This is a genomic window from Streptomyces sp. AF1A (genome assembly GCF_047340315.1).
Taxonomy (GTDB): domain Bacteria; phylum Actinomycetota; class Actinomycetes; order Streptomycetales; family Streptomycetaceae; genus Streptomyces.
The window spans coordinates 1-12,656 of the sequence record NZ_JBLEBI010000198.1 but is presented as its reverse complement, the minus strand read 5'-3'; the positions used below and the strand labels follow the sequence as shown (position 1 = coordinate 12,656).

11 protein-coding genes and 1 pseudogene are annotated in these 12,656 nt (G+C 72.4%); 2 read left to right on the top strand and 10 right to left on the bottom strand.

From position 1 onward, the window contains the following. Positions 1–249: 249 nt before the first annotated feature. The 6 genes and pseudogenes from proC to ACLU3S_RS32000 form a co-directional block, all read right to left on the bottom strand. The gene (proC, locus tag ACLU3S_RS32025) at positions 250–1,062 is read right to left on the bottom strand and encodes a pyrroline-5-carboxylate reductase (protein ID WP_413955478.1); all 813 of its coding nucleotides are present in this window, start codon (positions 1,060–1,062) and stop codon (positions 250–252) included. A gap of 103 nt (positions 1,063–1,165) precedes the next feature. Beyond that, positions 1,166–1,936: an ABC transporter permease gene (locus ACLU3S_RS32020; protein ID WP_413955477.1), complete on the bottom strand. Its 771-nt coding sequence runs from the start codon at positions 1,934–1,936 to the stop codon at positions 1,166–1,168. Further along, positions 1,933–2,733 (bottom strand): ABC transporter ATP-binding protein, encoded by an 801-nt coding sequence (locus tag ACLU3S_RS32015; protein WP_413955476.1) that lies wholly within the window; start codon positions 2,731–2,733, stop codon positions 1,933–1,935. The genes ACLU3S_RS32020 and ACLU3S_RS32015 overlap by 4 nt, the downstream gene beginning before the upstream one ends. Positions 2,734–2,820: 87 nt before the next feature. Then, positions 2,821–3,570, bottom strand: a pseudogene (locus tag ACLU3S_RS32010) (class I SAM-dependent methyltransferase); the annotation flags it as partial. Positions 3,571–3,680: 110 nt separating this feature from the next. Next, entirely contained in the window at positions 3,681–4,205 is a 525-nt protein-coding gene (locus tag ACLU3S_RS32005; RefSeq protein ID WP_413955475.1) for an EamA/RhaT family transporter, read from the bottom strand. Positions 4,206–4,247: 42 nt separating this feature from the next. After that, positions 4,248–4,565, bottom strand: a complete 318-nt coding sequence (locus ACLU3S_RS32000; RefSeq protein ID WP_413955474.1) for an SH3 domain-containing protein — start codon at positions 4,563–4,565, stop codon at positions 4,248–4,250. Between the two features lie 176 nt (positions 4,566–4,741). On the opposite strand from ACLU3S_RS32000, the gene ACLU3S_RS31995 reads away from it, so the two are divergent. After that, entirely contained in the window at positions 4,742–6,877 is a 2,136-nt protein-coding gene (locus tag ACLU3S_RS31995) for a serine/threonine-protein kinase (protein ID WP_413955473.1), read from the top strand. Positions 6,878–6,926: 49 nt separating this feature from the next. Here ACLU3S_RS31995 and ilvD read toward each other — a convergent pair whose 3' ends face one another. The 4 genes from ilvD to ACLU3S_RS31975 all read right to left on the bottom strand — a co-directional run bounded on the left by ilvD (position 6,927) and on the right by ACLU3S_RS31975 (position 11,614). Further along, complete coding sequence (gene ilvD, locus ACLU3S_RS31990) at positions 6,927–8,780, bottom strand: dihydroxy-acid dehydratase (protein ID WP_413955472.1); 1,854 nt, start codon at positions 8,778–8,780, stop codon at positions 6,927–6,929. A 399-nt stretch (positions 8,781–9,179) separates the two neighbouring features. Continuing rightward, positions 9,180–9,785, bottom strand: a complete 606-nt coding sequence (locus tag ACLU3S_RS31985; RefSeq protein WP_413955471.1) for a TetR family transcriptional regulator — start codon at positions 9,783–9,785, stop codon at positions 9,180–9,182. Next, positions 9,782–10,594 (bottom strand): sugar phosphate isomerase/epimerase family protein, encoded by an 813-nt coding sequence (locus ACLU3S_RS31980; protein WP_413955470.1) that lies wholly within the window; start codon positions 10,592–10,594, stop codon positions 9,782–9,784. The genes ACLU3S_RS31985 and ACLU3S_RS31980 overlap by 4 nt, the downstream gene beginning before the upstream one ends. An 87-nt stretch (positions 10,595–10,681) precedes the next feature. Then, positions 10,682–11,614 (bottom strand): Ppx/GppA family phosphatase, encoded by a 933-nt coding sequence (locus ACLU3S_RS31975; protein WP_413955469.1) that lies wholly within the window; start codon positions 11,612–11,614, stop codon positions 10,682–10,684. A 71-nt stretch (positions 11,615–11,685) separates the two neighbouring features. Here ACLU3S_RS31975 and ACLU3S_RS31970 point away from each other — a divergent pair, with 71 nt between their 5' ends. After that, the gene (locus ACLU3S_RS31970) at positions 11,686–12,534 is read left to right on the top strand and encodes a hypothetical protein (RefSeq protein WP_413955468.1); all 849 of its coding nucleotides are present in this window, start codon (positions 11,686–11,688) and stop codon (positions 12,532–12,534) included. The last annotated feature ends 122 nt before the right edge of the window (positions 12,535–12,656 follow it).

Sequence of the window (12,656 nt, the reverse complement as noted above, 5' to 3'; positions counted from 1 at the left end):
GGACGAGTGAGACTTTAGCGGATTCCCGACTCCCGAGCTAATCGGGGGTCGCCGTCCTTTCGAACGTGGATTCCTCATTTCGCAAAAAACGCACGCCGAAGCGGTCGGCGCCTGAGCGTCGAGAGTCGGTGGTGCTTGCGGAATGGTCGTCCGGGGACCGACCGGAGTCGGCGCTCACGTCGGACAACTCGGAGCACTTTACGGATCACCCCGAGGCGTGTCAACTTGCGGGCCGGCCCCCGCTCGGGCTCAGTCCTTCTTGCCGGAGGCCAGCTCGCGGCTGCGGTCGCGAGCGGCTTCCAGGGCGGCGATGAGGGCGGCTCGTACGCCGTGGTTCTCCAGCTCACGGATGGCGTTGATCGTCGTACCGGCCGGGGAGGTGACGTTCTCGCGGAGCTTGACCGGGTGCTCTCCGCTGTCGCGGAGCATCACGGCGGCGCCGATGGCGGACTGGACGATGAGGTCGTGGGCCTTGTCGCGCGGCAGGCCGAGCAGGATGCCGGCGTCGGTCATGGCCTCGACCAGATAGAAGAAGTACGCCGGGCCGGAGCCGGACAGGGCGGTGCAGGCGTCCTGCTGGCTCTCGGGCACGCGGAGCGTCTTGCCCACGGCGCCGAAGATCTCCTCGGCCGTCGCCAGGTGGTCCCCGGTGGCGTGGCTTCCGGCGGAGATGACCGACATGGCCTCGTCGACGAGGGCGGGGGTGTTGGTCATGACCCGGACGACCGGGGTGCCCGCGGCGAGCCGCTCCTCGAAGAAGGAGGTGGGGATGCCGGCCGCTCCACTGATGACCAGCCGGTCGGCGGGGACGTGCGGGGCCAGCTCGTCGAGCAGGGCGCCCATGTCCTGCGGCTTGACCGTGAGGATCAGGGTGTCGGCGGTCTTGGCGGCCTCGGTGTTGGTGACCGGGGCGACTCCGTAGCGGGAGCGGAGTTCTTCGGCGCGTTCCGGGCGGCGGGCGGTGACCAGGAGGTCGGCGGGGGCCCAGCCGGCCCGGATCATTCCGCTGAGCAGGGCTTCGCCGATCTTGCCGGTGCCGAGGACTGCGACTTTCTGGCTCATGCCGTTCAGTCTGGCACCGGTGAGGAGGGACACGGGTCGGCTGTCCGCTGGACGGACGCCCGGTCCCTGTGGGACGTCGGTCCTTCGAACGCGGCGCTGGAGCTCACGCGGTCCTGCGTCGCAGCGTCGCCGCTCCCAGCACCAGCACCAGCACCGCGCAGCCCGCGACGATCAGGACGTCCCTCACGAAGGTGGCCGTCATGTCGCCGTGGTGGAGGACCTCGTTCATGCCGTCGACGGCGTACGACATGGGCAGGACGTCGGAGAGGGCTTCGAGGACGGGGTGCATCTGGGAGCGGGCCGTGAACAGGCCGCAGAGGAGGAGCTGGGGGAAGATCACCGCCGGCATGAACTGGACCGCCTGGAACTCCGAGGCCGCGAAGGCCGAGACGAACAGACCGAGGGCCGTGCCGAGCAGGGCGTCGAGGAGGGCGACGAGGAGGAGCAGCCACGGGGAACCGGTGACGTCGAGGCCGAGGAGCCAGACCGCGAGACCGGTGGCGAGGGCCGACTGCACGATGGCGAGGGCGCCGAAGGCGAGGGTGTAGCCGGCGATGAGGTCGGCCTTGCCGAGGGGCATGGCGAGGAGGCGTTCGAGGGTGCCGGAGGTGCGTTCCCGCAGCGTGGCGATCGAGGTGACCAGGAACATCGTGATCAGCGGGAAGATCCCGAGCAGGGAGGCGCCGATGTTGTCGAAGGTGCGTGGGCTGGCGTCGAAGACGTAGCGCAGCAGGACCAGCATCAGGCACGGGATGAGGAGCAGCAGGGCGATGGTGCGCGGGTCGTGGCGCAGTTGGCGCAGGACGCGGGCGGCCGTGGCGGTGGTGCGTGCGGCGTTGAAGGCGCCGGCGGGCGCGGGGGTGGTCGTGCTCATCGGGTGCTCTCCTTGGGACGGTCCGCGGCGGCGGCCTGGTCGACGAGGTGCAGGAAGGCGGCTTCGACCGTGTCGGTGCCGGTGCGGGTGCGCAGGGCGTCCGGGGTGTCGTCGGCGAGGATCTCGCCCTCGCGCATGAGGAGGAGGCGGTGGCAGCGCTCGGCCTCGTCCATGACGTGGGAGGAGACGAGGAGGGTGGCGCCGCGGGTGGCGGCGAGGTCGTGGAAGAGGTTCCACAGGTCGCGGCGCAGGACGGGGTCGAGGCCGACGGTCGGCTCGTCGAGGACGAGGAGGTCGGGCGTGCCGAGGAGCGCGACGGCCAGGGAGACGCGGTTTCGCTGACCGCCGGAGAGGTTGCCGGCGAGGGCGTCGGCGTGGCTGGTGAGGTCGACCTCGGCGATGACGCGGGTGACGTGGTCGTGGCGCCGGTCGGCGGCCGCCCGGCCGGGGTCGAGGATGCCGGCGAAGTACTCGAGGTTCTGGCGGACCGTCAAGTCGTCGTAGACCGAGGGGGCCTGGGTGACGTAGCCGATGCGCGTGCGCAGGGTGGGGTGCCCGGCCGGGTGGCCGAGGACGTCGAGGGTGCCGGTGACCTTGGCCTGGGTGCCGACGATGGAGCGCATGAGGGTCGACTTGCCGCAGCCGGAGGGTCCGAGCAGGCCGGTGATCTGGCCGCGCGGGACGGTGAAGGAGAGGTGGTGCAGGACGGTGCGGGGGCCGCGGACGACGGTGAGGTCTTCGGCGTGGACGGCGGGGGCGGCGGTCGGCTGGGGTGGGTCCGCCACATAATTCATCATGCGATGAATAATTGACCCGGGCGGCCTCGGGCGTCAAGGGGGGACGCGGCAGCGGCGGCCGCCGCTGCCGACGGGCGCCCCACGCGGTCAGGACTTGACGGCGACGAGCAGGAGCACGTCGTACGTCTCCTCGACGATGCCGTCGGGGAAGAGCTTCAGCAGCTGGGCGCGCTCCTCTTCCAGGAAGGCGGTCCGGCGCCGCTCGGGCAGGACGAGCAGGAACGAGTGGCTGCCGACGTTGGCGAGGTGGGTGTCGATCGTCACCCGGCGGCTCCAGCGGACCTCGCGGCGGGTGAAGTCGAGGCGGCCGCTGGGGTCGGCCTGCTCGGCGCGCCGGCCGGCCTTGCTCTGCTCGGCGGCCAGGTCGATGCCGACGAAGCGGGCGGCGCGCTCGGCCGCCTCCGCGATCCACTCGATGTCGAGGGCGTCGGTGTTCCACCACACCGCAAGGGCGCCGCCCGGCCGCAGCACGCGCAGCGCCTCCGGCACCGAGCGTGCGGTGTCGGTCCAGTGCCAGGACTGCGCGTAGGTGAGGAAGTCGGTGCAGGCGTCGGCCACGGGGAGGGAGTTGCCGTCGCCGCGGACCAACGGGAGGTGCGGCCGCGTGCGGTGGAACTCGGCGGCCATGCCCTCGCCGGGCTCGACCGCGAGGACGTCCGCCCCTCGGGCGTGCAGCAGGGTGGTGGCGATGCCGGTGCCGGCGCCGACGTCCACGACCCTGGCGCCGGACAGGGACCGTCCGGCCAGTTCCTCGACGGCGTCGAAGAGGGCGGGCGGGTAGGAGGGGCGGTTGGCCGCGTACTGGGCGGCGACCGCGTTGAAGGAGTGCGCGCGGGCGCCGTCGGTCCATGGTGGGCGGCGCGCGACGGAAGGGACAGCGGCCGGTGGGAGGGCGAGGCCGCGGAGCCTCGCTTTTCGGCCGCCGGCCGCCTGTGGCGGCGCTTCGGCTAGCGGCGGCGCTTCTTCTTCGACGGGTTGCCCGAGCGGCGGGTGGTGCGCTGCGCGTACTCCTCGCGGGCCCGGTCGTACTCGGCGCGGTGCAGCCTCTCGCCGGGGGCCTCGGTGAGGGAGCGGACGAAGTAGGCGAGAAGGGAGCCGACGAAGCCGATGGCGAGCAGGCCGCGCAGGGATGCCTGGCGCTGGGGGTCGTGGCGCCTGCCGAAGCCGGCCCAGGTGTTGCCGAAGGCGAGCGCGGTGCAGACCGCGAACATGACGACGATCAGCGCGGTCACGAACGTGCCGGTGCCGGCGATCAGGATGCCTTCGAAGGCGAAGCGCAGGACCAGACAGGAGACGGCGGCCGCGGCGAGGGAGCCGGCGGCGACGCCGGCGCGGCGGGCCGCGTAGCCGTTGTCGTGGTCCACCCAGGACGTGCCGAAGAAGCGCAGGGGCTCGGGGCGGGGGCCGCCGCTTCGGTCCGCGCCGCCCGAGGAGCCCGCCGGGGTGTCCGGGGTGCCGGTTTCGTCGCTCACAAAACGATTATGGCGCCGGGCGGGGGCGGGCTCCGGGCGGGGTCAGCCGCAGCGCGAGGCGACGTAACCGTCGCTGCCGGTGTGCACGTAGGCGTCGGAGACGTACTCGCCGCTGTCGATGTTGTCCCAGATGTTCGACGTGCCGTAGTAGCCCGACACCGTCGTGCCCGGCGTCTGGCAGAAGATCGGCACGCGGGTCCCCTCGGGCAGGACGCGCACGATGCCGTAGCCGGTGCCGGGGCCGCTGCGGACGTTCAGGCGGACGCCCGGGGCGACCGGGTAGGTGCGCGTGGCGGCCGCCTCCGTCACGGCCTCGGGCTCATTGCCGGACTTCGCCTCGTCGACACGGTCAGTGGACATGTGAAACCTCCCCCGTCGAGCCCATGTCTGCCATGGACCTGCCTGTCGTCCTGAAATCAGCCACGAACGCAGGTTCGCAACTCGCAGGCGGAGACTAGCAAGCCGCCTCTGCGCCGGACGACTCTTCGACTAGGCTCCGTGCGTCGCGCGCGGACGAACAGCACGGGGGTGGTCCCATGGCGCCGTGGAGGAGCACCGGCACCGGCGCCGAAGCGGAACTTCCTGAATACGTCGGTCACTACCGCCTGGAGTCCTGTCTGGGGTCCGGCGGCATGGGTGTCGTGCACCTGGCCCACAGCCCTTCCGGGATGAAGGTCGCGGTGAAGGTCGTACACGCCGACTTCGCCAGGGATCCCGAGTTCAGAGGACGTTTCCGGCAGGAGGTGGCCGCCGCCCGGAGGGTGAGCGGTGCCTTCACCGCGCCGGTCGTCGACGCCGATCCGCAGGCCGAACGACCCTGGATGGCCACGCAGTTCATCCCGGGGCCGACCCTTGCCGAGGAGGTGAAGCGGAACGGGCCGATGGCTCCGGCTCACGTGCGCCGGCTGATGGCGGGGCTCGCGGAGGCGTTGCGCGACATCCACCGCGTCGGGGTGGTCCACCGGGACCTGAAGCCGAGCAACGTGCTGCTCGCCGAGGACGGGCCGAAGGTCATCGACTTCGGTATCTCCCGGCCGAAGGACAGCGATCTGCGCACGGAGACCGGCAAGTTGATCGGTACGCCGCCGTTCATGGCGCCCGAGCAGTTCCGGCGGCCGCGCGAGGTCGGCCCGGCCGCCGACATCTTCGCGCTCGGGTCGGTGATGGTGCACGCGGCGACCGGGCGCGGGCCCTTCGACTCGGACAGTCCGTACGTCGTCGCCTACCAGGTCGTGCACGACGACCCGGACCTGAGCGACGTGCCGGACGACCTCGCTCCGCTGGTGCTGCGGTGCCTCGCCAAGGAGCCGGAGGACCGGCCGACCCCCGACGAACTCCTGCGGGAACTCCGGTCGGTGGCCGCCTCGTACGACACGCAGGCGTTCATACCGGCGCAGCGGCCGGACGACGGACCGGCTCCGCACCCGCGGCCCGAGCGGCCCGGGCCGTCGGTCGGGAAGCGTGCCGGGCGGAAGCTGGCCGCGGGTGCCGGAGCGCTCGCTCTCCTGGCGGTCGCCGGCGTGGCCGCGGTCCAGGTCATGGGCGGCGGCGAGTCCCCTCCGGCCGCGGCGAGCCCGCGCACCGGGGCAGCCTCGTCCACCTCCTGGGCGGCCAAGCCGGTGACCGGGGGCCGGGGGATGCCTCAGTGCTCGTACGGCGAAGGGGGCGGCAGAGGGAGCAGCACCGGGGGCAGCGAAGGGAACGACGGAGGGAAGGTGGTCTGCGCGCGGTCCGGCGTGGTGTTCGCCCTCTCCCCCGTCGACGGGCGGCTGCTGTGGCGGCACCCGGTCGCCACCGGGTTGCCGAGCGGGCCGCCGGCCGTGGCGGCCGCTCGGGTGCTGCACGCCAGTGGTGACGCGCTGACGGCGCTCGACCCGGGGTCGGGCGACCAGGTCTGGAGGCGGCATCTGGCCCAGGGCACGGCGGTCCGGTATGCCGGCCGCACGGCCCTGCTCGTCGGTTCCGACGGGACGGTCACCGGCGTGGACGAAAAGACGGGCGGCACGAAGTGGACGCGGCGGATCACCGGGTACAGCACGCCGGCCGTCGTCTCGTTCGCCGGGGACCCGCTGGCCTATGCGACCAGCACCTCCCCGGACGGCACCCGCACGCTCGTCGCGGCGGTGGATCCGGCCACGGGCGCCGTGCGATGGAAAGCACGGCTGGCCGGGGAGCTGAAGCCCGTCGGCAGCGGGCGCGGGTCCCTGTTCTTCCTGTCCGCCGACAGGACCTCCGGCCAGACGCGTGCGGTGGTCCGCTACACACCAGCGTCGAAGGCGTCGCGCCGGGTGGCGCTCCCCGTCCCCCGGGTGGCTCCCCAGGCCGGCGCGCACGGCGACGTGGTCCACATCCTGGCCGCCGGCGGCTCGCTGGAAGCCGTCGACCTGGACACCGGCAAGCGGCTGTGGCATCTCGAGACGGCCGTCAGTCGCGGTTCGGCACCGGTCGGCGATGGGGCCCACGTGTACTTCACCGGGGCCGACGGACGTCTGCTGGCCGTGGACGCCCGCAGCGGAAGGCTGCTGGGGCAGACCCCGCCGCGCCTCGGCGCGAACGCGGGCGCGGTCCCTGCCGCGCTGCCGGCGCCCCTGGTCGTCGGCGGCCATGTCTACGCCGCAGCCCCCGACGGGACCGTGTTCGGCGTGGACGCACGCGACCCGTCCGACTGGTGACACGAAGGGGCCGCCCCCACCGGAGACGGCCCCTGTCGGTGTACGGGCCTCAGCCCAGCTTGGTCACGTCGCGCACCGCGCCCTTGTCCGCGCTGGTCGCCATGGCCGCGTAGGCCCGCAGGGCGGCGGAGACCTTGCGGTCGCGCTTCCTGGGGGCGTAGACGCCGTTCAGGGCCTGCTCGCGGCAGGCCAGTTCGGCGTCGTCGACGAGCAGTTCGATCGTGCGGTTCGGGATGTCGATGCGGATGCGGTCCCCGTCCTCGACGAGGGCGATGGTTCCGCCGGAGGCCGCCTCCGGGGAGGCATGGCCGATCGACAGACCCGACGTGCCGCCGGAGAAGCGGCCGTCGGTGATCAGGGCGCAGGTCTTGCCGAGGCCGCGGCCCTTCAGATACGAGGTCGGGTAGAGCATCTCCTGCATGCCGGGGCCACCCTTGGGGCCCTCGTAGCGGATGACGACGACGTCGCCGTCCTTGACCTCGTGGGTGAGGATCCGCTGGACGGCCTCCTCCTGGGACTCGCAGACCACCGCCGGACCCTCGAAGGTCCAGATGGACTCGTCGACGCCGGCCGTCTTGACCACGCAGCCGTCGACGGCCAGGTTGCCCTTGAGCACGGCCAGGCCGCCGTCCTTGGAGTACGCGTGCTCGACGCTGCGGATGCAGCCGCTCTCGGCGTCGTCGTCCAGGGCCTCCCAGCGCTCGGACTGGGAGAAGGCCTCGGCGGAGCGCTTGCAGCCGGGGGCCGCGTGCCACAGTTCGACCGCCTCCGCGGAGGGGGAGCCGCCGCGGACGTCCCAGGTCTTCAGCCAGTCGGCCAGGGACGGGCTGTGCACGGCGTGGACGTCCTCGTTCAGCAGGCCGGCGCGGTGCAGCTCGCCGAGGAGGGCCGGGATGCCGCCGGCGCGGTGCACGTCCTCCATGTAGTAGGTGCGGTTCTTCGCGACGTTCGGGGCGACCTTGGCGAGGCAGGGGACGCGGCGGGAGACGGCGTCGATCTGCTCCAGGCCGAAGGGGACGCCCGCCTCCTGGGCGGCGGCCAGCAGGTGCAGGATCGTGTTCGTGGAGCCGCCCATCGCGATGTCCAGGGCCATGGCGTTCTCGAAGGCCTGGAAGGTGGCGATGCTGAGCGGCAGGACGGAGTCGTCGTCCTGCTCGTAGTAGCGGCGGGTGAGGTCCATGACCGTGCGGGCCGCGTCGACGTAGAGCTGCTTGCGCGCCGTGTGGGTGGCGAGGACCGAGCCGTTGCCGGGCAGGGACAGGCCGATCGCCTCGGTGAGGCAGTTCATCGAGTTGGCGGTGAACATGCCGGAACAGCTGCCGCAGGTCGGGCAGGCGTTCTCCTCGATGCGCAGGATGTCCTCGTCGGAGATCCTCTCGTTGACCGCGTCGGAGATCGCGTCGACCAGGTCCAGCGTGCGGACCGTGCCGTCGACCAGCGTGGCCCGGCCGGACTCCATCGGGCCGCCGGAGACGAAGACCGTCGGGATGTTCAGGCGCAGGGCGGCCAGCAGCATGCCCGGGGTGATCTTGTCGCAGTTGGAGATGCAGACCAGCGCGTCGGCGCAGTGCGCCTCGACCATGTACTCCACCGAGTCCGCGATCAGGTCGCGGGAGGGCAGGGAGTACAGCATGCCGCCGTGCCCCATCGCGATGCCGTCGTCGACCGCGATGGTGTTGAACTCGCGCGGGATGCCCCCCGCCTCCGTGATCGCCTCGCTGACGATCCGGCCGACCGGCTGCAGGTGGGTGTGGCCCGGCACGAACTCGGTGAAGGAGTTCGCGACGGCGATGACCGGCTTCCGTCCGATGTCCGCACCGGGTACACCGGAGGCACGCATAAGGGCGCGGGCGCCCGCCATGTTGCGGCCGTGGGTGACTGTGCGGGACCTCAGCTCGGGCATCGTCGCTCGCTCCTTCAATGACCTTCTGGTGACGAGTCCGGAGACTCCGGACCCGTCTCCGAGCGTACGCCGCCGCTCCAAGGACTGGACACGGTTGTCCGGAATGCGGGATGCGTGTCTCGTGCGGCACGGCGCGGGCCCCGGGCCGCACGGCTCGGCCCGGGGTGGGTGGCTGCACGGCTCGGGCCCAGGGTCGGACGGCTGCACGACTCGGTCCCGGGCCGGGTGGCTGCACGGCTCGGCCCCGGGCCGGACGGCCGTACGACTCAGGCCACGAGCCGGACGGCTGCCCCGGGACCGGCCAGGCAGCCGGCACGACTCGGCACCGCCAAGCCACCGCGCGGCTCAGGCCCCGTGCCGCACCGCCGCACGACTCGGGACCGGTCGCGGCCGGGCGGTTCAGGCGCCGGTGAGGTGGTTCTGCACGACCGGTGCCAGCCGCGCGATGATCTCCTCCGGGTCCGCCGAGGCCACCGGCTCCAGCCGGATCACGTACCGCATGATCGCCGTGCCCACCAGTTGCGCGGCGGCCAGCTCGGAGCGCAGTTCGGCGTCCGGCAGGTCCAGCTGGGCGGCGATGCGGCGCATCAGCTGGGCGGCGATCAGACGGCGGAAGACGGCGGCGGCGGTCTCGTTGTTGACGGCCGAGCGCACGATCGCCAGCAGCGGCGCGCGGGTCGTGGGGTTCTCCCAGATGCCGAAGATGAAGCGGGTCAGCCGCTCGCCGACGCCGTCCAGCGAACCCTCGGCCACGGCGTTCGGCGCGTTCAGCGCGGGCGCGAAGGCGACCTCCACGGCCGCCTCGAAGACCTGTTCCTTGGTGCCGAAGTAGTGGTGGACGAGCGCGGAGTCCACCCCGGCCGCCTTGGCGATCCCGCGGACGGACGTCTTGTCGTATCCGCGTTCCGAGAACTCCCCGCGGGCCGCCGTCAGAATGCGGTCACGGGTGTCGGCGGACTCGGTGCGCGGCGGACGGCCCCGGCGGCGGGCCGTGGTCTCGTTCATCGCCGGGGCACCCGCACCGCGGCGGCCAGATGCTTGCGCGTGAAGGCCAGGGCCTCGGCGAGGTCCGCCTCGCGCTCGGCGCCGGACATCGCCCGCCGGGTGTTGACCTCGATGACGACATGGCCGTCGAAACCGGAGTGGGTCAGGCGCTCCAGCAGCCCGGCGCAGGGCTGGGTGCCGCGCCCGGGGACCAGGTGCTCGTCCTTGGCCGAGCCCCGCCCGTCGGCGAGGTGCACGTGGCCGAGCCGGTCGCCCATGCGGTCGACCATGTCCAGGGCGTCGGCGCGGGCCGTCGCCGTGTGGCTGAGGTCGATCGTGAAGTGCCGGTAGTCGTCGTGCGTGACGTCCCAGTCCGGGGCGTAGGCGAGCATCTCGCGGTCGCGGTAGCGCCACGGGTACATGTTCTCGACGGCGAACCGCACATCCGTCTCGTCGGCCATCCGCCAGACGCCCGCGACGAAGTCCCGGGCGTACTGCCGCTGCCAGCGGAACGGCGGGTGCACCACGACGGTGGAGGCGCCCAGCTTCTCCGCGGCCGCGCGGGCCCGCTGCAGCTTGACCCAGGGGTCCGTGGACCAGACCCGCTGGGTGATCAGCAGGCAGGGGGCGTGGACGGCCAGGATCGGGATGCCGTGGTAGTCCGACAGGCGGCGCAGCGCCTCGATGTCCTGGCTGACCGGGTCGGTCCACACCATGACCTCGACGCCGTCGTAACCCAGGCGCGCGGCGATCTCGAAGGCCGTCGCGGTCGACTCCGGGTACACGGAGGCTGTCGACAGCGCGACGGGTACGTCCCTTGGTTCAGCCACGATCGTCACCTTACGGCGTGCGGTGGCGGGGGTGTCGGGTACCTGTTCGCCGTTGTGAGGTTTGCCATGCGGGCGGGTGCGCGGTCCCTAGTCGGAACCCATGTGGTCGAGGCGCCGGAGGATCACGCCCTCACGCAGGGCCCACGGGCAGATCTCCAGGCTCTCCACACCGAACAGGTCCATCGCGCCCTCGGCCACCAGCGCGCCCGCCAGCAGCTGGCCGGCCCTGCCCTCGGAGACGCCCGGAAGCTCGCCCCGCTGCTCCACCGTCATGCCGGCCAGGCGCGGGACCCACGCCTCCAGGGACTCGCGCTTGAGTTCGCGCTGGACGTAGAGGCCCTCCGCGCTGCGGGCGGCGCCGGCGATGCGGGCCAGCTGCTTGAAGGTCTTGGAGGTGGCGACGACGTGGTCGGGTGCGCCGAAGCGGCTGAACTCGCCGACCGTGCGGGCGATCTGGGCGCGGACGTGGCGGCGCAGCGCGCGCACGTCGTCCGGGTCGGGCGGGTCGCCGGGCAGCCAGCCCGCGGTGAGCCGGCCGGCGCCGAGCGGCAGCGAGACGGCGGCGTCCGGCTCCTCGTCGATGCCGAAGGCGATCTCCAGGGAGCCGCCGCCGATGTCGAGGACCAGCAGCTTCCCGGCGGACCAGCCGAACCAGCGGCGGACGGCGAGGAAGGTCAGCCGGGCCTCCTCCTCGCCGGTGAGGACCTGGAGCCGTACGCCGGTCTCGTCGGCCACGCGCGTGAGGACGTCGTCGGCGTTGCTCGCCTCGCGGACGGCGGAGGTCGCGAACGGCAGCAGATCCTCGACGCCCTTGTCCTCGGCGGCCTGGAGCGCGTCCTGGACGACGGCGATCAGCCTCGCTATGCCCTCGTCGCCGATCGCGCCGCCGTCGTCGAGGAGCTGGGCGAGCCGCAGTTCGGCCTTGTGTGAATGCGCGGGCAGCGGGCGCGCGCCGGGGTGGGCGTCCACCACCAGCAGATGCACTGTGTTCGAACCAACGTCCAGGACACCGAGTCTCATGTACGGAACGCTACTGCCAGATTGCACTTCCCCGGTCCCCGCACCGGGCCCGGGCCACTTACCCTGGACGGGTGCCAAAGACGAAAAAGGCGAAGGACGACAAATCCTCCAAGCGATCGAAGGGTTCTTCGCAGGCGAAGGCGTCGACGTCCGGGAAGGGCCGGCAGGTGAGCGACGAAAAGGGGCTCGACTTCGCGCGCGCCTGGGTGGAGTTTCCTGATCCGGCGGACGACGAGCAGGTGTTCCGCTGCGATCTGACATGGCTGACCTCTCGCTGGAACTGCATCTTCGGCAGCGGCTGTCAGGGCATTCAGAGCGGCCGCGCGGCCGACGGGTGCTGCACGCTGGGCGCCCACTTCTCCGACGACGACGACGAGAAGCGGGTCGCCGAGCATGTGGCCCGGCTCACGCCGGACATCTGGGAGCACCACGCCGAGGGCACGCGGGGCGGGTGGGTGTCGGAGGACGAGGAGGGCTCCCGGCAGACGCGCCCCTTCCAGGGGTCGTGCATCTTCCAGAACCGGCCCGGGTTCGCGGGCGGCGCGGGCTGCTCGCTGCACATCCTCGCCCTCAAGGAGGGCCGGGAGCCGCTGGAGACCAAGCCGGACGTGTGCTGGCAGCTGCCGATCCGGCGGACGTACGACTGGATCGACCGGCCGGACGACACGCGGGTGTTGCAGATCTCCATCGGCGAGTACGACCGCCGGGGCTGGGGTCCGGGCGGCCACGACCTGCACTGGTGGTGCACCTCGGCGTCCTCGGCGCACGGCGCGGGCGAGCCGGTGTACGTCTCCTACCGTGCCGAGCTGACCGAGCTGATGGGCAAGGCCGGCTACGACCGCCTGGTCGAGCTGTGCGAACAGCGCCTGGCCTCGCAGCTGCCGCTGGTGGCACCGCACCCCGCCGATCCCGCGCCCTAGACCCGGCGGGCAGGTCCTTCGCCGCCCGCCCCTGCGGTGAGGGTGCGCGACGAGTGGGCCGTGCCCCCGGCCGCCGGTCCGCCGATCGCCCCGTCCGAGCGCCCCGTGCCCTTCCTCCGACG

What these genes read in the sequence shown, in the direction of transcription:
- proC (WP_413955478.1), bottom strand. Translation starts at nt 1,062, where the DNA reads ATGAGCCAGAAAGTCGCAGTCCTCGGCACCGGCAAGATCGGCGAAGCC.
- ACLU3S_RS32020 (WP_413955477.1), bottom strand. Translation starts at nt 1,936, where the DNA reads ATGAGCACGACCACCCCCGCGCCCGCCGGCGCCTTCAACGCCGCACGC.
- ACLU3S_RS32015 (WP_413955476.1), bottom strand. Translation starts at nt 2,733, where the DNA reads ATGATGAATTATGTGGCGGACCCACCCCAGCCGACCGCCGCCCCCGCC.
- ACLU3S_RS32000 (WP_413955474.1), bottom strand. Translation starts at nt 4,565, where the DNA reads ATGTCCACTGACCGTGTCGACGAGGCGAAGTCCGGCAATGAGCCCGAG.
- ACLU3S_RS31995 (WP_413955473.1), top strand. Translation starts at nt 4,742, where the DNA reads ATGGCGCCGTGGAGGAGCACCGGCACCGGCGCCGAAGCGGAACTTCCT.
- ilvD (WP_413955472.1), bottom strand. Translation starts at nt 8,780, where the DNA reads ATGCCCGAGCTGAGGTCCCGCACAGTCACCCACGGCCGCAACATGGCG.
- ACLU3S_RS31985 (WP_413955471.1), bottom strand. Translation starts at nt 9,785, where the DNA reads ATGAACGAGACCACGGCCCGCCGCCGGGGCCGTCCGCCGCGCACCGAG.
- ACLU3S_RS31975 (WP_413955469.1), bottom strand. Translation starts at nt 11,614, where the DNA reads ATGAGACTCGGTGTCCTGGACGTTGGTTCGAACACAGTGCATCTGCTG.